A 21,768-nucleotide genomic window follows, 5' to 3' on the forward strand; every position below is an offset into this window, starting at 1 on the left:
TATCACCTCATGGATTTTATGCCGGATTTTTTTGATCTTTTCGTTCTAAACCCATACTCCAACCTGTAAGGATTGTGGCCCCTACCACCATCAATCCGCCTATCCAAGCAGTATGAATAAGTCCGATGGAATCAGTGATTACCCCACCCAGGTAAGCTCCGAGAGCAATGCCAGCATTAAAGGCCGCAATATTAATGGCTGATGCCACATCAACGGCCCCCGGAGTAAAGCGTTCAGCCAACAACACGACGTAGACTTGCAGTCCAGGCACGTTCATAAAATGAAGTAATCCCATCAAAATAATCGCAATTAACCCAATAACTTTAAATGGAGCAGTGAATGTTAAGAGAAAAAGCACAATTGCTTGCAAGATAAACATATAAAACAGTGCACGAACCGGATTTCGATTTGCCACCTTACCGCCAATTACGTTACCGATTGCAATGGCAATTCCATAGACCACCAAAATTAACGTAATTGTTCCTTGTTTAAAGCCGGTTAAATCTTGAAGCAACGGGGATAAGTAAGTGAAGACGACGAAAGTTCCTCCGTACCCCAAGGCTGTAATGATGAACAAAAGTAACAGCCGACCATTGGTAATCACTTTGATCTGATCTCGAAATGTTGAGCTGGCACCTTTTCGCAACTCGGATGGAACAAGAATGCTGTTGGCTATAAAAGCGATGATCCCAACTGCCACAATCGCGATAAAGGCTGCTCTCCACCCCATTTGTTGACCAATAAATGTTCCTAATGGTACACCTGTGACGATTGCCACAGTAAGTCCCGTAAACATAATAGATATCGCGCTAGCTCTCCTATTTTCTGGAACAACATCAGCAGCAATGGTAGATCCAATCGACATAAACACGCCGTGCGAAAATGCAGAAATGATACGGGCAACAAGCAATATCCCAATGCTCGTTGCACCTGCTGCGAGTAGGTTACCAGCAATAAAGACGATCATAATCCAAAGCAATAATGATTTACGCGACATACTGGATGTCAGTGAAGTCAAGATAGGCGCTCCGAAAGTTACCCCAAGCGCGTATAACGAAACAGTTAATCCGGCAGTCGTAACCGAAATATTCAGGTCTTGCGAAATAAGAGGCAGTAATCCGACACTAATAAATTCTGTTGTACCGATAGCAAAAGCGCTTATTGCTAATGCTAAAAGCGCCAATGCGCTTCGTTTATTATCCAAGGCCATTTATATATCCTCCTTACCCATTTTTAAAAAATCTCTTCGAGCAAACCCCATAAAAGGAATAAGCTTGTCCGACCGGCAAGTGTTATTATGATACATAACAAACCCAATCGAAAGTACGTACTTTTTTGTGCTATAGGTACTGAAAAGTTCCTATAAAGCATTTAGACGAACAACATCTCCTCGAGAAAACCATAAAAAAAGAATGACTATAACCGATCGGCAAATGTTATTATGATACATAGCAAACTTAATCAAAAGTACGTACTTTTTTGTGCTATAGGTACTGAAAAGTTCCTATAAAATTTAAGTAGGAGCGATCTTATGAATAAAAAGAAATATAATATTTCGGTTGAAGCTACGCTTGAAGTATTAGGCGGAAAGTGGAAATGCGTTATACTTTGCCACCTCACTCATGGCAAAAAACGTACCAGTGAATTGAAACGTCTTATGCCTGCGATTACACAAAAAATGTTAACCCAGCAACTACGCGAGCTAGAAAGTGACGGGATCATCAATCGAATTACTTACAATACGGTCCCACCAAAAGTGGAATATGAACTAAGCGAATACGGATGGGGATTGAAAAGTATATTAGAATCACTCTGCTCATGGGGTGAACAACATATCATTAAAAAGTATGGAAATAAATTTGACGTATTAGAAGAGAGCATCTTAAATAGATAAAATATACCCATTTCGGCATTGCAAAAACCCCCCTTGGTTAACGGATTAACCTAGGGGGGTTACACAAGAATTTTACTTTTCATCCGTTTGCAGATCTTTTTTCAACTGTTCCGGTGACCACTCGTAAAAGCCTTGCCCATTCTTCTGCCCGTAGTTCCCTGCGTCCACCAGATTTCTCATCGTGGAAAGAGATGCCTGATGGGTGCCCGTTCATTCAGCTATGACACGAACCCGATCGGCGGCTATGAAAAGAAGAAGTAGCAGAAGCGTTTGATTTGGACAAGGATCGCTATCAACCGATCATGCTGATCAGTATCGGGAAAGCAGCCAAGGAAGGATACCCTTCTTACCGCATCCCTGTTGAGTCAGTGACAACCTGGAAATAATTCAAATTCGCTAGAAGAAAGGTAGAGAACCATGCTTATTATACATGCCCATCTGCAAGTGATACCCGCACAGGAAGAAGCCTTCCTGCAAGCAGCCAAAGCCCTAGTTACTGCAAGCCAAGCTGAAGAAGGAAATGTGGGATACACCCTTATGAAAAGCACAGAGCAAGAATATCACTACACCATGGTAGAAAAGTGGAAGGACTCTGCTGCAGTATCGGCGCACAATGCAAGCGCTCATTTTCAGGCTTTTGTGAAGCAAGCCCCCTCCTTTTTTGCAGCAGCTATGGAATTGGAAGTATTCGCAGGAGAGCCTGTGAAATTATAATTCGTGATGTACGGAAAACAGCGAGGTTGGTCCTGCGATCAGCCTTGCTGTTTTTTTGTCCAGCCATACATGAAATGGGTAATAGGCTCTCGTCAACTATTTGTTGACAGCGCTTTCTTTTTGCCTTACATTAGTAACCAACATAATATTTTTGTGATGGAGATCAGGAGATTCACAATATTTCATTTGGTATGGTATAACCTACCAATGGGATTTGTGGATCTTTTTTTCATCCAAATGGAGGAGGAACGACATGAAAAAACTAGTTACATCCCTGGTAGCTGCTCTCGCTATTACAACAAGCTTTGGAAGCGTATCCTTTGCCGAAGCGGATAAGATTGTCATCGCCCATCGCGGAGCGAGTGCATACTTGCCGGAACATACGCTGCCCGCAAAAGCGATGGCTTACGCGATGGGAGTCGACTACATCGAACAAGACGTGGTCATGACAAAGGACAACAAACTGATCATCATGCACGACCATTATCTCGACAGCGTAACCAATGTAGCGGAGGTCTACCCTGATCGAAAACGAAAAGACGGCAGGTACTACGTTATTGATTTCACTCTTGACGAGATCAAGAAACTGAAAACAACAGAGGTCTTCTCAGTGGAAAACGGCAAGCAGGTACAAGACTATCCGGACCGCTTCCCTCTCTGGAAATCCAGCTTCAGTGTTCACACCCTGGAAGAAGAGATTGAAATGATCCAGGGTATGAACAAAAGCACGGGTCGTAACGTAGGGATCTATTCGGAGATCAAAGCTCCCTGGTTCCACAGACACGAAGGGAAGGACATCAGCCTCGCAGTGCTGCAGGTGTTGAAAAAGTACGGCTATGTGTCCAAGAATGACAAAGCGTACATACAGACTTTCGACCCTAATGAAGCAAAACGGATTCGCACGGAACTCTATCCACATTTGAATATGAACGTGAAGCTTGTACAGCTCATGGCAGAAACCGGCTGGAACGAAACCATGATCTATGAAAACGGTAAGGCCGTTCCCTACAACTACGATTGGATGTTTGACAAAGGGGCGATGAAAGAAATTGCGAAATACGCAGACGGCGTAGGGCCATGGAAGCCGATGATCATCAAAGAAGAGTCGACGAAAGACCACCTGATCATTACCAATCTTGTCAAAGAGGCTCATGAAGCTGACCTGGAAGTGCATCCATACACCTTCCGAGCGGATAAAGGACAAATCCCTGCCTATGCAGCAAGCTTCGAGGAACTGCTCGATCAGTTCTACTTCACAGCAGGAGTTGACGGGGTGTTTACGGACTTCCCTGACCGTGCCGTTGATTTTTTGCGAAGAGCGGAGAACCAAAGCAAAATGTCCCAGTAACACTGTAACCTCAACGAGTTACTGAGGTTCCAAATTTATTTTTTGAATCGGAACCAAACAATCAGGTGGAAAAGAGCGTTGTTAGGCTTGATTTAGTTCCGAGACTCACCGTTTGCAGCTCGTGACAGGGACGCTAGTATTACCCTGATAGACAGAAAAAAAGCCGGTATCTTGTACGCTAAGGATTACCGGCTTTTCATCATTTTTTTCGCAGCTGTCAGGAAACCAATTTCCCCATTTGATACTTCTTCGAGAATGGCGAGTTTTGGAAAGCATTCTATTTACCTCTAGACATGAAAAAGCTCACCTCACAATAGCAAGCTTTTTATTATTTCGCCTGTCTACCATGAGGGGATCATACCAATCCTCCGTCTTATCAAGTTCCTTTTCTAACAGATTTTTTAGGCACTTTTCGTTTGTTGGCGAATCCTGCTGTTCAGTCTATTACTAGCACTACGAACATAATGGACAGTGGGTAGCTAACAGCTAATGCTCCCACTGTATTTGATGCCTCCCGTTCCGCTCCTGCTATTGCTACTTAAGCAGCTCGTTCTTCAGCTCCTCAGCCGTGTCCGGCTTCCAATAACTTATTTGTAATTTCTTCTCCTGAACCAATTGTCTAACCTGTTCAAAAAGCTCTACTCTCTTCTCGGCTGGCCAATGGGTAAAGAACTGCAAATCACTGGACACATTCCAAATAGAGGTTGCATTTTCCTTTTGGGACCATTTTTTCATAAGAATCGATTCAACATCCTCATAACCTATCCGATACAAAATACCAACATATGTCGCACCAATTCCATCATCCAGAATTGCTCTTTTCAGAAAATACGATTGCACCTTTTGGCAGCAAACTTCATTATTTAGCGGAAGCAGATCACCCAGCACGTCATCAAATTCTCCAGTCACTTTTCCTACATAATAGCTCGTTTTAATAAGACCGCTTAGCTTTTTCTCCTCCGGATCAGCTGCCAAAAGTTCTATCCAGCGCACATCCAAATCCTCAAACAGCAGCGGTTTAAGTGAAAAATAGGTATCATTTCTAAGCATATTTCCCCAGCCAAACATAAAGGTATGGCGATTTTGCTTAGTATCAAACTTCACCGTACCTAGCACGTTCAAAATAAAGCGCTGCGCTACCGGATCTTTGTAATACGGTGAAAACGCCTCGAAAACATCGCGAGCGGGCTTGGTTAGAAGCGCAGAAGCGAAGACAGGAGACAGCCAGGCTCCCCCATATTGCTCATATAGCTTGCAAGCTAGCGCTTGCAGCCTACGATCTCCATCCATTAAAACAGAGCCAACCAAAATCATAGGAAAGGCTTGCTCTAAAGTCACCCCTGCCAAAGTATCACTTATATGAAAGATAGAAGTATCTCTGTAGGTTAACTTTAGCACCTCGCTGTCGCGCTCAAATGATGAAATCTTCTGGATATGCTCTGCTGCAAGCTCATACACCTCGCACATCTTCTCACTCGCTTTACCCGGCATCATGCCAAGAAAGGCAAGCAGCGTTTCATGCTCTTCCCAGCTGATCTTGCTGCCAGGCTTTTTCTCCAGAAACGTCTGCAAAAAAGCTAGTAATCGATCAGCAATCAGATCCGACACTGTATTCGAGAATGTGTGGTTTAATATTTTTTCGCATTTTTGTGGCGACTTTAATAGCTTTTTCCAATAAGCTGCAGCTGGTTCATAATCAATCTTAGCCAGTGCCCTCTGGGCGGCAAGCTTACTCTTCCCGCGCTCTGTACTGGCCAGATGCAACAGCTCAGGTGCCTCGTTAGCTCCGAGCTTCGAGATAGCCTTCTCTCTGCTACTCCCTTTGGGTGGCAATGCATCGAAAACTAGCTGATTATATTCTGTCATTACTCGGTTCCCCTTCATCCTGACTATTTTTAATACAGTAGCACGCCAAATTTTGCGGCCCCGCCTTCTATTACGGAGAACTCATCGCTTTCAGACTCACTAGGAATGAATCCAATACGATTATGTATGTTCAACACACTCCCACCTCAATTATACAATGATTGCAAATAAGTGGATAAAGGACAAACTGCCATTTCATTATTTTCAAACAGTCTTATCAGGAACAGTTACATAACCTGCCAATCTCCCCCATATTCTAATTTCGTAAAAACTGAACAAACCTCTCCGCTCACATAATTGTGAGGGCGAGTTTTTCCATGCCTATAAGACGGATGGGCGATTCCCCGAAGTAAATACGCTCGAGCAAACGAAAAGAGCTTCTAGTGCCATCCAACTTCTTCAACTCTTGGAATGGGAATGGAACCCGGTTCGTTGACAATAGGTGCTGCCCTAGGAAACGGACGCCCTATACCTGTTTATGATTTTTGTTCAATGATTGAAGGTGCGGCGATAATAGGTTCTCCACTATACTAAAAAGAAAGACATTCTTATAGCTACGTTGGAGATGTTTGCAAATGAGGAACCATAGAAGTTAAAAAGTACGTTATACCGTTAAACCCCGCCTCGACTCTGATAGAGCTTGTGGCGGGGTTTGAAAATAAAAATAAGCCGAGGAAAGACAGATGTGCAAACCTGAATTTCACTCGGCTTATTAACATGACTTTAATCGTAAAGAAAAGCTTTGTACTCTTTACCAAGTCTACTTTAAATTTACTTACTCTAATGTCAACGAACATCACACAAAGATGTTCTTGTTCGATGAAAATAATGTTTTAGACTGGGGGTGTCGATATACCACGGCTTTTCGAAATAAAAAATCATCTACTTTAAAAAAATAAGTATTAGACTCATATAATATTTAGCATTTAATGTTGCCTCAACCGCGAAAATAAAGTATTAGACTAACTATAGGACTGAGCAATTGTCTTTCCATGAAAACATTAAAACCAAACCAACCGAATTAATATTTCGGAGATTTGCACTACTTTATCAGCAGACTCTCTTGTATCGACAACCCATTTATAAAGTTTAAAATGACTGACTCAAACTTAATATTAGCATTCTTCGCAATAGTACGGGTCGTCAAGCGCTGCTATCAGACAATCCAACTGTTTTAAGTAATCGTAATTACTGACATTATCGCGAATAAACGAAGTATCCATACCCGATTTTCGGACGTTCTCTATCCAACCAAGCGCTTCGCTTTTTCCAATTCCCCTATAGAGCATTCCGTAATATAAATACGCAATTTCATTACTGATATTGGTATTAAATACAATAGGATCATCAGTATTTATACTAATCATTGTGTTCGGTAAATCCTTATCGTTACCATTATTGATTTGGAAGAACTGATTATCATAAATTGAATTTATTTCTCCAATAGCATAATTGGATGATGGGTTAACTTCTACAACAATGCCGTTCATAGCGACCTTATGCCTCACATACCGTTGCATATCTATGGTAATTTCCTTCTCCATATCAGTTGTCCTAACATAAATAGGGGCCATGAGACGCTCCAAAAAGTTTTTATCATGATATAGTTTTGTCAGGTGAATAATATCTGTTATACCTGGGGAGTTTTCGTATATTAAGCTATCTGGAATGGGCTTAAATCTTCTCTTGTATACCTCATATAGCATTTCAATCGATATGTTGTAATCAAACGCATCGAACAGGATACTTTTAGCGACTTCATGAATTTTGTGCTGTAAGTACGGATAAATTTTATAGTTCACATCTGATGCGCGTGTATAGACTCCCCAAGTCCACAAGAGGTTATCTAGGTACTCCCCCCGTGGGATAATAACCTTCTGATTCTCATTAACCCAGTTTTCAACAGATATCCCCAATGCAATGCCGTGACCGATTCTATCACCCGAATGAAACTTACAAAAATCAATAACTTCGTCTATTCTGCGTAGTCCCGAATTTAGATGTCTAAAGTCTTCACCTGCATGGAAAGTAAAGAATAAACTTTGCTGTTTAGTCAAACATCCGTCTCGATCAACCATTAGCATTCTATCTTTTTTACTGTCCCTAGCTGCTTCAAATACTGAAGCAAAAACTTGGATAGGCGTATTATTCTCCAAACTCGCAGCATCCAGTCCAACAATGAAATTTGACAGATAGGGAATTCGATTTCGCAAATTCAATACCATTTTAATCTTATCCATATATTGTTGTTGAATACGTCCATAATACAAATAGGCTAGCTGGCTATTGTCTTTTTCATATTTATTAAAATCCTTATTAATATCGTCTTTCTGTTTTATCAGATGATAAACAATACCTATTCTAGGAAATGCAACTTCAATATTCTGTTCAACATTAAAATCTTCTATTAATATTTTTTTATATGCATTCAATATTTTGAGTATATTTCTTCGATTTGTTGATTCTCGATTTGCAATTGAGATCCGAAATTCTACCTTTTTCAGATATTGATTTTGAAACAAGTTTCGCAGCATATCAAGGTAATATCCTTTTTCCTTTGAATCGAACCCTCCTGTTGCTCTCTCAAAATACCCTCTGAAATAATCTAGTCCTCTAACTGCTTTGGACTGATTGACTTGTTGGTAAAATTCATTTTTGATACGTATATAGCGAAAGAACAGACACCAAAACTCATTCATTGATGTTTTATTTTCTTCCTTGGAATGCTGACTTCTGTACTTCATCACTTGATGCAGAAAAATATTTTCACCATACGTTTTAACCTGTCTATATTCTTTGAACACCCCAAACATCCAGTCATTTCCGTACTCTTGCTCACCTTTTTTGAACTCTTTCTGGAGCAACTCCACGCAATGTTTTAAATCGGAGACATCGGTAAATCCATCCTCTTTAAACAGTGATGGTAAGAGCAATTTTGCATGTGACTGCATAGTGTTGCTTATCCACTTGCTGATTGGAACAATTTGATTTGAATCGATGTAGTGAGCTAATATAAGGCGTATCAATTGCGCTGTGAGTATATACTCTTTTATCTGCACTGATTTGCAAGTGTATGATGTCTTAAAGTTACTTAGGTATTTTCCTACGGCACTACGTTTAAAATCTCCATTAAAATTCATACATGACTGCCACAACATTGTAAAAGTAAAAGCAGCACTGGCGTGCATATGATTTTCTGCAACCCCATGTCCTAATACATCGTGCAACGGAGCATCTACAAGATTTATATGTTGATATAGGCCATCAAGTTGATAAGGATTGCTCAAATGATTAGAGATATAGTAACTAGCTATAAACAAGTCAAGCGGAATGAGTCGACTCAAGATACTAAACATATGAACCTTATCTAGCTCCGTATATGCCTCCCATATATCCCCCAACAGATCGTCATGCCCATCTGACTCATGTTTCCAATACTTAAATACCATTTCTCCATCTCGATGAGATAACAACGCCCTCGTAAATTGACTAATGAGATGGAAATAATAATTGTATAAGGTGTGCTCTATTTCGTTGTCATTCATAGCTGTTTCAGAAAAGTATCTCCTAAATAAGTATGGATGAAACTTTTCCAATAACAGATTAATTTCATCCAAGCTTGATGGAGAGCAATCGGATAGGATACTTGAATAAAGCTTATTCATGAATGCTTTGGCGTTAGCCATGCTTTGTTTTGAATTATTATTATGAATAGATTGTGCTATCTCAACTAGATCATCGTTTCGTACAAACAGAAGATCTTTTACTGGAAAAAAGGCCACACTTAACATCAATTTAATTTTATCAGCCATATAAAGTATCCTCTTGTTCTTCATCTTCTCCAAGTTCAATACCTAAAGCATCCAAATCACTCACAACTAACTGTTTAGCTTGATCAAATGCTTCAACTAGTTTTTTTCTCATCTCTGCTTTTACCGTTTCGTATTGATCGTCAGTAAATACTGTATTATTTACCTTTTTCAAATAATAATCCAAATTCCTAATTACCCACAATTCATCCGGCTCCAAATTCATGGGATCTATATATGCTTCTTCTTTAAGAATATATAGAAGCCGTTCAGCTTCTTTTCTTCCATACCAAACAGCATAGTTTGATGATAGTTTCTCAACTATATTATTTCGAGTTCCATAAGTAATGTAATTTTCTATTTTAGATTTTATAGATTCCATAGAATCCTTTGTTTGTTGATATTTTGTATTTGTTACACCTGAGTAACCTTTCAAAAACATATCAACCGCCATTTTAACGGTCGACTCATCCTTCCATTCAATAGTAAAGCTTTGTTCGTTTATCTTCCTCCGTAAACGTTCAAATAAATTATGATAGAAACCGGTTATTAACTTATTAATAATATTACTCTGGTTAGGCGTTAAAGAATCTCCTTCAGCTTGTTTTAGTATTAATTTATTCAAGATGCTTTTGAGACGAGTTGCTACCTTGTTCGTAGTTCCATCATTTTCTCCACTATTCAATAACAATGTTAGTTTTTCATTAAAGGTTTTATCATCCCAAGAATGGATCTGAATGAGCAGATATACGAAAAGATCATCAATATATTGTGTATTTTCTACCATGCTTTTAACAATTTCTGACCATGATTTGCTACTTTCCGGATAATCGTACAAACTTTTATAATAAATATAATCTGCTCTTCTTGCACTTGTATTAGCGAGAAATTCCATAACCGTGCTCACATTGTTACTTCCAGATTTACCCTGCTTTGCCCGAATATATTGGTCGTAATATAACCGTGTCAGTAACTCAGGATCTTTATCATCGTCTAGTAGTGACTTTATTAATATTAACATCCAGCGATTCTGAATTTCCTCTAAATGCCTTGGCTGCTCTGCCGTTTCCTTAGGTTTCTGAATGAACCAATCTAAATGAGTAGCTGCTTGGTTCGTAAAAAAAAGTGCATTTTGAAAGCTAACATAGCTAACAACTGTATCCGCTATGATGCCTAATCGGGTTCTTCGCTGAACATTCATAGGCTCAATTTGAAGAAGGTACCTCAACAAATTTAGTTCCTGCTCCTTGCATGCCTTTTGATCAAAGCGAATTTCGCCTAGCAATTTTTGTATAACTTCCCCAATTATTACTAATGGCAGCAGTAAGGAGTAATCAGTTTTTTTAGCTTTGTCACTTTCTTGAGTAAAGCTTACGATGTCATCTAATGCCGAATAATCGAGAAATGTACTCCCAGGATCATGCCCCCACTGAATAAACCTCTTTAGAATGGGGCTTTGTTTAGCAGCGAGATTTGTCGAAGATAGTATTATGGTATCAATTAGTGATTTAATAATATTAAACCTATCTTGCTTATCATTATTTTGAGACCAAATTTCGGGGAAACGCTCATTAATTTCATGGATGTGGTAGTATACGTTAACAATTCCTCGAGGAGTTTGATCAAAGATGCTATAACTTTTATTAATCGGCTGAAGTTTTTGGCCATTCCCTAATTTATAGTTAAATATGTTCTTATTCCCAAGTAACTTCTCTAGTTGAATCATGAGGGTCTGATCACCAAACGCAAATTGAGGTATTGTATTCTCATTCCATTGCAACAGTTGATGCCGTCTGGCAGGCGGAATGATCTTCTTAACATATTCATGAGCCAAATTTTGTTTTCTGTCTTTAATTGTGTCCCTATCATTTACTTTGAACTCAACACTCATGTTACTATGATGCAATTTTTCATCTTGAATAAGTGCAAGCATAATGGATTCTTGCAGGATATCGTAATCGCCGGACAATATAGTAACAACATTAGGGTGATTGGCATATTGAAGAATTGCTTCAATTAATTCTCGACTTCGTGTCATCTTCAAATCAATGTCGTCAATAAACAAGAATAGTAGCGGTTCTACATCCTCCTTACCTTTACACAATCTTAATAAAGCACGTTGATTCGCTATTAGGTAAGAAATTAGGCTATTTAGCTTTTCCTTAAATTCAATATCTGGTGTAAGCAATCGTGCTGATTTCTTAATATGCGTTGCGAGATCGTCATATGTATGAATCAACAATTGTCTATATTCGCTCTCGGTATACATGTGATATTCAATTAATTCATTAAGACTATTCTGTAGAGGGTTGTTCGGTTTAAAAACCCCTTTATTGAAATAATCCTGGAACAAATCCCCTTCAACTCCGGCAATCGGTATCATATTTTGTATCTGTTCCATTTGCATTTCCGTTGCTTTCTTGAGCAAGCCTACAACAGAACCCATAATTTTAGTGTTGTGACCGAAATGATCAGGCTCAATAATTCCAAGAACAATATTATGAGGAATAGCAGAGGTAGGAATACTTGAATCACTTAGACTCAGTTGATTGATTAAAGTATAGAGAACCGACGTTTTCCCTGTTCCTCTAGCTCCAAATATTCCAATTGTATTGTTTACATCCTTTTTGAAAACTCTTTGCGAATGTGATCGATAAGAATCCTTGATTGAATCTTTGGTTGTACCCCTTATTTGTTCGATTTGCTTTACTATTAAATCAAATGTCGGCAATATTTTGTAAACCTCATCTCCAAGGTCTCTTGCCCCGATAAATATTTCTGATTTATTGTTAATAATCTCCATCATTAAACCCCCTTGATTAATTTCATTCACCGAAAATTTACAATTCACTTTTTAATATAATAGTACATACGAACATAACACAAGCCGTTACACACTTTGATTGTTTGTAGCCATCTAAAACTGTAGGCTTAGCCCTAATAGTGCAGCCAATTAAGTCGCTTTTGAGATTGCCCGGATTCTCTAAGAGAAAGATAACTTAAAGCGATATTAGGTCTCTCTTCATTGTAAAAGTTAATGTATCTCTCGATATCTCTATTAGCTTCCAGAAACGAAGCATATTCATTCAGTCTCATCCTTGAGTGTACAAAACCAACGCTCAATGTAAGTACCAGTATCCAAATTGCTGTAAACCAAACGTTACTGCTTAATCCCCACTTCTTTTTAGGTGTTAATATAACACTTACTGTTCATTTGACAGTCTGTATCGCTATGAACGGCTAGTGAGCGGAGATCATGATCTAAAAACTGTCTCTATTGCTACTAACTTATTACGACACAAAATTCCATATATCGCCATATAGTGTCTTCCGTAGTAAAATAGAATAATCATATATGAAGGAGCTTTATCATGAAATACACTCCAATCGAAATTCCATTAGATAAATTAATTCTAGATCACTTAAATCCTCGTTTTGTAAATATTCCGAACCCAGATGAGGAAGGAATAAAGGAGTACTTAATTGAATATGAGGAAGTTCTTACGATAGCAAAGGGAATTAATGAAGACGAAGGATTAATCCCCGGTGAAAGAATAATCGTTTGCAAAGAGAATGAAAAGTACATAGTACTTGAAGGAAACAGAAGAATTTGCGCCTGTAAATTATTGATCGGGTTACTGATGACCGATGGAAAGCTTCCAAAAGTCAAAAAGAATACTGCAGATAATATTGCCAATATTTATGTTGACTTGGTTGATAGCCGTGATCGATTCAATCTACCCTATACAGGAGACATATTAAAGGTATTAGACAGTGGCCCACTCAAGCAAAGCTATATTTTTTTGCAAGACGCTTTCAAAAAGGTGAGGATATAAATCATATCAGTTCAGATACAAATTCCACCAAAAGAGAAGTCAGAGAGTCTATTCAGAAACATAACTTACTTCAGTATACACTCAGTTTACCGCTTTGGAATAAGGCCGAACAAAGTAGCATTAATCAAACTGAACTTGAAGTTGATAAGTTTTTAAGAGTATTTTATTCATTGTCGCCTCGCTATAAGAAGAACGCTAGACAACTCCTTCAAATGACTTTTGATGAAAACAACTATAGTCCTAAATCAGAATTAGACAATAATTCCTTTAATAAAGGACTATATTTATTAGCGAAGACTGCCTTTATAACTGACACTTTAACAACTCGGAAACATGTAGAAGATGTCCAAGAATTTGTTGAACTGTACAATACAATAATTGAAACAGCTGCTGGTTCAGATAACAGTTCAACTCCCGGCACTACTACGACCACCAGTAACAATTCATCTCCTGGTACTACTACGACTACTGGTAATGGTTCGAGCTCTCTTTTTGGTGACAACCATAAAATTCTCTCTATATAGCGAGAATCAGATCCCTCTGGGTACCACTCTAACACCATATTTTCGAATATCATCGCCACCAAGCTTAACCTCCTTTGGCTTGAACGGAACGAAAAGACTCGTTAATCTGAAAGTCCTTCGCTTTTAACGTTGGTACAATTCGTTCGTTCATGTTTACAGACCAAATCTTCCTCCCAATAAAATGCCTGAATAGCGCTAATGATGTTCCGACTTCCAAACCAAGCTGCTCGTCACACACCAAGCACGAACGGGCAATCGTATCGCCTTCTACCAAATATTTAGCCAACATGCTTTGGAGTTGATTAATGACAAAGGGGCCCAAGTCCGGAACGTCTTCATTGTGAAACTCTTTGTGGACCCACTCGATATTGCGTACAAAATAATCAGGGATGTCCAGATCGGTAATAATCCCCCAATCGACATGGCGGCTTTCCCAGTATCTCCGCTCGATCTCAAACTTCTCAATCGTACGTTTATCTTCCAACTCTGCGGCGGGTTTAACGGTTCTAGCCACATTTTTGTTTCCTACAGTAATTAGAAAATCTGTAGTCATCACGACCGGCTCTCCCGTATGTGGAATCATGGGATGCTTCACACCGATTTCCTCTGCAATTATCATTGTTTCCTCAAGTGGAAGAAGAGGATACTGTTCCCGTATATCAGTGACCTCATCAGAAAAATCAAGGATGTAGAAGTAATCTCTTTCGAGGTCCGACATAAAGTCATGCCGTCGATTGGTTGTCCATCCTTTACCGCGAGTTGCTCTGCCATCAGATGGAACATCTTGTATCTCCAGCCAAGGTAAATAGTCTTTACCGATTCCTTGACCTCTACCTTCTTTTATATATTTTTCGATCTTGGCACCAGTAATTTGCCGTTTGCGCTTGGCCATTTGTCCAAGAAAAATAATGTCTTAGACTGGACTTGTTGATTTGACGCGGTTTTCATCCTTAAATATCGATTGCCCTACACAAATAAGTTGTAGACTGGACAATAAAACGAACTGGATAAAAGGTTAAATTCGAAAAATAAAGTATTAGACTCGCGAACGATTACCTCTCAATTTCCTCCGCAACTTTTAACATGTCAATTTTATTGTAGTAAATGAAAAGAACGGACTGGTTTTCCTGCATACTCTTTTTAACTCTATGGGGTAATACCAGCGTCGCTGACACCGCTCGTAAATATTTCTAAAATATTGAAAATTCCTTACTAAAAGTTCCGCAAACGGTGAGTCTCGGAACAAAATCAAGCCTAACAATGCTCTTCTCTACCTGATTGTTTGAGTATTTGGCATGTTGAAGTGCCAAGTTCCGATTCCAAAAACAAACTCGGAACATCGTTAAATCTTTGTGGTTACAGTTCTGAGGTGTTATCAAACTACAGCTTTTCGCATTGAGCTGATTTCTGACCATCCTGTATAGTTAAGTTAACCGCGTATTTCGCACGCTAAACGTTTGAATGCAATAAAAAACTCTATTCTCTATACGCTAATGGAAATCAAGTTTTTTGTAACTTTTTGTAATGAACGATCGTCTCTATAACTATATAATAATCCATTTTTTTGAATAGGAGGGATTATTAAGTGGGATGACGTAAAATCTGGAAGCACAAAGGAACATCCACAACAGGGGAGTCAGGTTCGCATCCCCCTAACAAAAAGTTTACCATTCGATTGCTCAAACCCGAATCAGCAAATGAACACGACTCTACCATATTCCAAACTCCCAAGGAGATGAGCCCGTTTGAAAAATGTTCTTAAAAAGTCACTAACACTTGTGTGTCTAGCATCCACCTTAGTGGCTGGACAAGCGATGGCTGCGGAAACTTTGTTTACCAATAGTTCCTCAACCAATAAAGATTACGATCGTAGCGAAGCAAAAAAATATGCTGAAAAGTATGCTGAGCGACCAGGAAACAAAAATTACGCAAATTACGGAAGCAACGGCGATGGCGGCGATTGCACAAACTTTGTCTCTCAGGTATTGTATGAAGGTGGAGGCTTGGATTTTCATGGAAATGTTGGTTACAATAGGAACGCGAAGGATTGGTACTATTACGGTCCACATGTTCCTAAAAATACGAGTGATAAAAAATCACGCACATCATCTTGGACAGGCGCCCATCAATTTCGGGAGCACTGGGCTGTAGTGAACGGTTCCGGAGGGGAATTTGCTTATCAAGCCAAAAAGTACTCAGTTCAGGACGCACAAAAGAATTTTGATGATATTTATCAAGATTTAAATACTGGTGATATTGTTCAATATGTTGATGAAAACGGAAGGACAGTACACTCACAAGTCGTGCACAAGTTTAAAGATGGTGACGTATATATGGCACAACATTCTGTTAATGATGAAGATTATTATTGGGGAACAGATTTGCGGTTAAGCGAATGGCTTGATTATGGTGGTGCATATGTTATTACCATAGAGATCAAAAAATAAGGACAGATTTTTGTCAATTGGAGATGATTATATGCGTAAATTGAATAAGATGCTTGTTTTATCTTTGTCTGCTGCAGCCTTTCTGAGTTTAGGCATCATTGGGGTTGACGCATATGCCGATAAAACTTCCAAAGAAGAACGTCTAGCCCAAATGGAGAAGGAATTTAAAGAACAAGAAGAAGCCTTAAATAAGAAGTATACCGACAAACAGGAAGAAAAGGTAAAAGATTTATCGTGGGAAGTTGGTAAACTGAAAAAGGAGTTACATCCTGAAGATCCTGAAGAAGTTTTAAAAAGGAAACTTAGCGCCTTCAAACAAATGACGCTCATTCATGAAAACTCTTATAAAGGTGAAAATGTTGAAGACGTGGATTTCAATGATCCAAAAGTTATCAAGGTTTTGGAAGCGATTGAGAAAAGAAAACAGCTCATTGAACGAATGGAAAATGAGCTTTCTGGGAATGCGAAATTTGCAACTGGTAAGTCTGCACAAGAATTACTTGAAGAATTCGAACAAGAAAAAATGAAATTAAGTGATACAACTAAGGACACAAGAGATTAAAGGGGTATTTCGCTTACTTACCAATCAATGGGACTGTCTCAAAAGTAAATTTTTGGGATTAGAGATGCCCCTTTTAAATTTCAAAAACCTTGGTAAAATCAATGTTTCTGATTTTTAAATTTTAGCGGATTTTTCCCTTTTGAACTGCACCCCGTCAAGTAGACAGTACAAATAATAAAAATTGGTTAAGCCGGCCTTGGTCCTGAATTCCATGGGACTGAGGCCTTCTAATTTTCTATAATCGCTCGTTATTGTAGAAATGAATGAGGTACCGCCAACCAAATGCGAAAATAGTACGGTAAGACTTTAGCGGACATAGCTTTTTTGACATACCGACTACGTTATCGGACATGAATAGCCGATTTTGCAGCAATTACATGCCCGATAATAACAATTAGCGATCATGTAATTAGCTATAGTGCAGCCAGTAAAACGCGAATTTACCACGTTTACAAAACCAGCGTCGCTGTCACTGCCCGCAAAGTGGTTACTAACTGCTTCCATACGTTTGCCTGGTGTCAATATCCATACCTTGATTTCACTAGTTTTATAGTTGTTTCGTCAGAGTCTACCCTGTTAAGACATTTCAAACCGTAATAACATCAAGCAGTATTTTGTTCAAATAGATTTGTTCATTTGTTTGTTCTGGAAAAATACTAATAGCGTTCTATCGATCAATCTCTTCCGCAACTATTAACATGTCTGATTTGTTGTAGCAAATGAAAAGGACAGATGACTTCTCATTTAAGTACTTTTTTACTCTATACAAGTCCTTTTTGGAATCAATCTATTCTCGACATTTATAATGGTGAGCAGATGTTTGGAGCTTAAATGTTTCTTTGTAGTGAATTACACAGAATCTCATCCAGTTAGGTAACTCGTGACTGTCTACCTGTTTTCTATGGTCACGAGAAGCCTTTTGGCGGAAAGCATCACCACAGTACTTTGCATCACGTCTACCGTATTGGAACTGCTCATAACAAACTAGGCAGAGCTTAACGTATTTCATTTCATCACTTCCCTAACGTTTTGTCACAGATAGTTATTTTCAAAAACAGCTCCATTTAAACAGATCATAAAAGCAGCCCTGTTCAGTCTAATACTTTATTTTCTAGTCTAAAACTAATTTTCACAGAACACCATTTGCTCACTCCTAACTCATATTCAAAAATAAAAAAGGAGCCACCCGAAGGCAGCCCCAAAATGGAGTCATGATGTAAGTCTATGCTGTAAAATCTGTTGACGTAATAGTAGAACCGTTACTACCATAATAACCCATTTACTCAGTCTAATACTTTATTTTCTGAGTCTAAAACATTATTTTCATCGAACTGTCAGGTGATAATAATGTATGGAACTAATTTTGTTAATTTCACTGACTTTTTCGGGGGACGTGATAAAACCCTAAAAAAATAGTTTGAAACCACCGGATATTACCACAAAAAGAAAGTTGGAGACTTTTTTATTTGCGGAGCTCGCCAGTTAGTTCAATACGGTATGGATCTACGTTTGAATAATATTTCTTTCTGTATCCTATAAAAGTTACTTCGGAAATAATTCCATTTGTAACTTTAAAACTCAGTTTTTCAATTTGTTCGACAGTTCCAGTTAGAATCAAGTACGCAATCGTTATTACACGAATCCTTGTCAAACTATAATTTTTATCCTGCAGACTTGAAATTAAGTTTGGAATTACTTTAACACTTCCATTGGTAGGGTTATTTATTAAGCTTTCCAAAAGCGTATCCCCAAATGAAGAAGTACGTCGTTCATCTTCATCACCAAATATTAATATCTTTGCACGGATACTTGCAATTTCATCGGCAGAAAGTCTTCTTCCTGATCCACCATACGCCATGTCCATCATAGTTGATTCGTGCTTACCTTCAACTTTACTCAGTTCAACAACCATCGTGTCGCCTGAACTACCTGAAGTAATATTCATATTCACAATTCTAATTAAACAAGCTTGATTTCTTACAGCAAAACCGACCACTGTTTTTTGTTCATTTAACTTCCGAAACCCATTTTCTACTTCCACAGGTGGATTATTAATCGTCAACTTATACACTCCTGCACTAACCTCTGAAAAACTATCGAATTCACTGCTTATATTACCCAACCAGTAACTTGTTCCTGAGTTGTCAAGGATTGTTTCTATACCTCCCTTTGGGCTTTGATTCTCATCGTTCCTCAGTATTACCCTTCTTATCTCAATAGGTTGCCCCGTTAACGTCGACGAATAAAGTGCGGGAACTTGAACTCCGGATTGAAACTCAGTAGATAATTTTGAAGAGATAAAAGAATATAGATTATAAACATCTATTATCCCATCTTGATTTGCAGCTGCCCCCGACAAACCCTGGATTAGGTAATCACTAAATGCACCATGCCCGTTTCGATCATAAGCATATTGATTGGGTTGGCACGCAGCAATAATAACTTTCCCGGAACCTGTAATTTGAAGCCCCCTTAAAATGTCCTGGCTTCGAGCTATAGAACCGCTATGGCATGTATCAAACAAACTAAATATAACTTTTGCTTTTGAGTTATCTATCAAACTTTTAACGTCAGCCATTCTTATCATTGAAGAATCTGTATGAGTACTACCATCAAAAGGAACTAGATATCCTTCTCCCTGATGCAGGTAGCCATGTCCCGCCCAAAAAAGAAAGAGTATATCTTCATTCGTTGCACTTTCAAAAAAAGCTTCCAATTCCGCAGTTATTATCGTTTTTTTCGAAATAGTTCCCGTAAACTCCTGTACATTGGCATCATCAAAATTCGAGGGTTTCTCCATTAACAATCGTTTCACTTCACGAACATCGTTTATAGTGTTAGGCAAATCCGAGAAATCGGGAGAAATATTTTTATTTACTGCTACTAAAAAGGCTTTGTAAGCTATTGGAATCATCCCCTAATTTCAATATAGTTTTTATAATCCCAGTCCGATATTTCCCTTTTTAACAGAAGCTACTGATTATCAATATATTCCTGACAGCTGTCACAAAGTCCATCAGTTGGTTGGTTAACTATAGAGTCACACCTAATACACCCGCCAACTGGATTTGAATGGCCACAATGTAGACATTTCCCCTGCTCATATTTTCCATCATCTTCATCCGATAAAAATATCGTAAATTGATGACATGACTCACATGCATATTCAGCTATCTCATCTTCATCAACTTCCGGCATATGTTCATTAATAAAACTTTCAATAAATTCCTGAAGCTTTTTCAACTCTGAAACATTAAGCTCATCGTTTGTAAGAGGCATGTAGTTTGTCTGGTCCTCATTGTACTCTACTTCCCCATTTAAATAACTAAATTCAAAACCTTTCTGAAGGTCAACCCCATTATAAATGGGGGTTAACTTAACATAACTGGTGGTTCCTCCTGAATCATCAATAAAAGGATCCGCCAGTACTTTCAAATAAGTATGACCACTTGAGTAATCTACTCGAAATACTTCAGTTTCATTAATCAATATCGGTTCGTTATACACGATTTCCAGATCGGATCGGTAATAAAATTGTTCTTTTAACTCATCAAATATATTAGCAATGTGTTCTTGAAATATCTCAACTATCGAATCATGTTGGCGGATTCTAACCCCGGCTTCTTCTTCAATAAGGCTTTGATAATCCAATTCACTTTGATACAAATTAGCTTCATTCATTTGTTCCAACTCATCGAGAAACTGGGACATTTCCGTTTCAAGATAAGCAGAGAATTTTTCTTCAGCATCGGTAATAATCCCCAATAGTTGGCTCATGCTAGTCTTAAATTTTTCATACAATTTGATATCAATTAACTTATTATGTGCGACGTGATTCCTGTCAGTGTTAAACTCTCCCCATCGACCCTGAAATTGTCGGAAGTCACAAGTGAACCAATTTGAAAAATAATCATTCCAAAAGTCCTTATCGATTTCTAGTTGATCAGCTAAGAGCGTAGATAGTTTTGTTTGAAAATGTGCTGCGGCAGTCTCATCATAAATAATATTGTTCATGATATATTGGAACTGCTTAAGTTTTTCCTTCTCTTCTATTGTTAACACTTGAACTTGAATGGCGTCCGTAAATGGGTCCTCCAATCCGACTGAGGAACCCCGAAATATGTTTCCCTCTTTGATTTTATAGGTTTTATACCCTAAGATTTTCACTAGATCCCCAGTATCAATCGACATTAAGTTCGTGTGGATATTTTCAAAACTTGGGGCCCGTCGTTTGTAGGGATCATTCCTCTGATTGTATTTTTTGGTGAGATCAATAGGCATATACAAGTCCCACCAATCGCCACCTAATTTATAAAACAATACTGTATTTATTAACCGACGCAACGAGTTTTCGACTAAGTGAATATCCTTATACAGACTATCAGCATATGCTTCTGATTGACGGTCCTCTAGCCAAACACATTGTTCCCAGTCTGTAATAACTAAATCTTTTAGTTTTATTTTTAAATCATGCAGTTCCAAGTCTAGTTCATTTTTTCCAATCATTGAAATGTCGATTTTTAATTGAAATGTGCCATGAGTTATGATGTAAGTAAATTGAATCAAATATTCTTTTTTGTTAATTACTATATTCGCTTTCCTTGTTCGATCTTTGTTTGAATAAAATTCAACTTCCGTAGCATTCAAATCATTTTTAACTTTTTCTATTACGGTATTTGTATATTCAACAAAATTAAAACTCCTGTGTCTGCTATTTATCATTACAAATCGTATCAATACCTCGTTCTCCTCTCAAAGCCTTTGTCAA

At 38.4% G+C, this 21,768-nt stretch carries 14 protein-coding genes and 1 pseudogene; 7 read left to right on the forward strand and 8 right to left on the reverse strand.

The window, feature by feature from the left end; genetic code table 11:
* Positions 1–16: 16 nt before the first annotated feature.
* Positions 17–1,210, reverse strand: a complete 1,194-nt coding sequence (locus E8L90_RS21685) for an MFS transporter (protein ID WP_137031342.1) — start codon at positions 1,208–1,210, stop codon at positions 17–19.
* A 321-nt stretch (positions 1,211–1,531) separates the two neighbouring features.
* Between E8L90_RS21685 and E8L90_RS21690 the strand changes: the two genes are divergently transcribed.
* The 4 genes and pseudogenes from E8L90_RS21690 to glpQ all read left to right on the forward strand — a co-directional run bounded on the left by E8L90_RS21690 (position 1,532) and on the right by glpQ (position 3,956).
* Complete coding sequence (locus E8L90_RS21690) at positions 1,532–1,894, forward strand: winged helix-turn-helix transcriptional regulator (protein WP_137031343.1); 363 nt, start codon at positions 1,532–1,534, stop codon at positions 1,892–1,894.
* Positions 1,895–2,089: 195 nt separating this feature from the next.
* Positions 2,090–2,280, forward strand: a pseudogene (locus E8L90_RS21695) (nitroreductase family protein); the annotation flags it as partial.
* A 31-nt stretch (positions 2,281–2,311) separates the two neighbouring features.
* The gene (locus E8L90_RS21700) at positions 2,312–2,608 is read left to right on the forward strand and encodes a putative quinol monooxygenase (protein WP_137031344.1); all 297 of its coding nucleotides are present in this window, start codon (positions 2,312–2,314) and stop codon (positions 2,606–2,608) included.
* 253 nt (positions 2,609–2,861) lie between these two features.
* Positions 2,862–3,956, forward strand: coding sequence for a glycerophosphodiester phosphodiesterase (gene glpQ / locus E8L90_RS21705; protein WP_137031345.1), 1,095 nt, complete (start codon positions 2,862–2,864; stop codon positions 3,954–3,956).
* A gap of 534 nt (positions 3,957–4,490) precedes the next feature.
* Here the strand turns inward: glpQ and E8L90_RS21710 are convergent.
* From E8L90_RS21710 to E8L90_RS21725, 3 genes are all read right to left on the reverse strand, one after another.
* Positions 4,491–5,822 (reverse strand): hypothetical protein, encoded by a 1,332-nt coding sequence (locus tag E8L90_RS21710; RefSeq protein WP_137031346.1) that lies wholly within the window; start codon positions 5,820–5,822, stop codon positions 4,491–4,493.
* A 1,115-nt stretch (positions 5,823–6,937) separates the two neighbouring features.
* Positions 6,938–9,634, reverse strand: coding sequence for an amidohydrolase family protein (locus E8L90_RS21720; protein ID WP_137031347.1), 2,697 nt, complete (start codon positions 9,632–9,634; stop codon positions 6,938–6,940).
* On the reverse strand, positions 9,627–12,434 hold the full coding sequence (locus E8L90_RS21725; RefSeq protein WP_137031348.1) for a hypothetical protein: 2,808 nt from the start codon (positions 12,432–12,434) through the stop codon (positions 9,627–9,629). Before E8L90_RS21725 ends, E8L90_RS21720 begins: the two co-directional genes overlap by 8 nt.
* Positions 12,435–13,002: 568 nt before the next feature.
* On the opposite strand from E8L90_RS21725, the gene E8L90_RS21730 reads away from it, so the two are divergent.
* On the forward strand, positions 13,003–13,467 hold the full coding sequence (locus E8L90_RS21730) for a ParB N-terminal domain-containing protein (protein WP_137031349.1): 465 nt from the start codon (positions 13,003–13,005) through the stop codon (positions 13,465–13,467).
* A gap of 232 nt (positions 13,468–13,699) precedes the next feature.
* Here the strand turns inward: E8L90_RS21730 and E8L90_RS21735 are convergent, their stop codons facing one another.
* Entirely contained in the window at positions 13,700–14,050 is a 351-nt protein-coding gene (locus tag E8L90_RS21735) for a hypothetical protein (RefSeq protein WP_137031350.1), read from the reverse strand.
* Between the two features lie 5 nt (positions 14,051–14,055).
* Entirely contained in the window at positions 14,056–14,883 is an 828-nt protein-coding gene (locus E8L90_RS21740; RefSeq protein ID WP_137031351.1) for a TnsA endonuclease N-terminal domain-containing protein, read from the reverse strand.
* Positions 14,884–15,736: 853 nt separating this feature from the next.
* Between E8L90_RS21740 and E8L90_RS21745 the strand changes: the two genes are divergently transcribed.
* Together E8L90_RS21745 and E8L90_RS21750 are read left to right on the forward strand one after the other, a co-directional pair.
* Complete coding sequence (locus E8L90_RS21745) at positions 15,737–16,438, forward strand: amidase domain-containing protein (RefSeq protein WP_137031352.1); 702 nt, start codon at positions 15,737–15,739, stop codon at positions 16,436–16,438.
* A gap of 31 nt (positions 16,439–16,469) precedes the next feature.
* On the forward strand, positions 16,470–17,000 hold the full coding sequence (locus E8L90_RS21750) for a hypothetical protein (RefSeq protein WP_137031353.1): 531 nt from the start codon (positions 16,470–16,472) through the stop codon (positions 16,998–17,000).
* A gap of 1,462 nt (positions 17,001–18,462) precedes the next feature.
* On the opposite strand, the gene E8L90_RS21755 is transcribed toward E8L90_RS21750, so the two are convergent.
* Positions 18,463–19,914 carry a caspase family protein gene (locus tag E8L90_RS21755; protein ID WP_137031354.1) on the reverse strand — a complete coding sequence of 484 codons (1,452 nt, stop codon included), beginning with the start codon at positions 19,912–19,914 and terminating at the stop codon, positions 18,463–18,465.
* A 59-nt stretch (positions 19,915–19,973) separates the two neighbouring features.
* Positions 19,974–21,737, reverse strand: a complete 1,764-nt coding sequence (locus tag E8L90_RS21760) for a hypothetical protein (protein ID WP_137031355.1) — start codon at positions 21,735–21,737, stop codon at positions 19,974–19,976.
* Positions 21,738–21,768: the final 31 nt, after the last annotated feature.

Origin of the sequence: Brevibacillus antibioticus (assembly GCF_005217615.1) — a bacterium.
GTDB classification, from domain to species: Bacteria; Bacillota; Bacilli; order Brevibacillales; family Brevibacillaceae; genus Brevibacillus; species Brevibacillus antibioticus.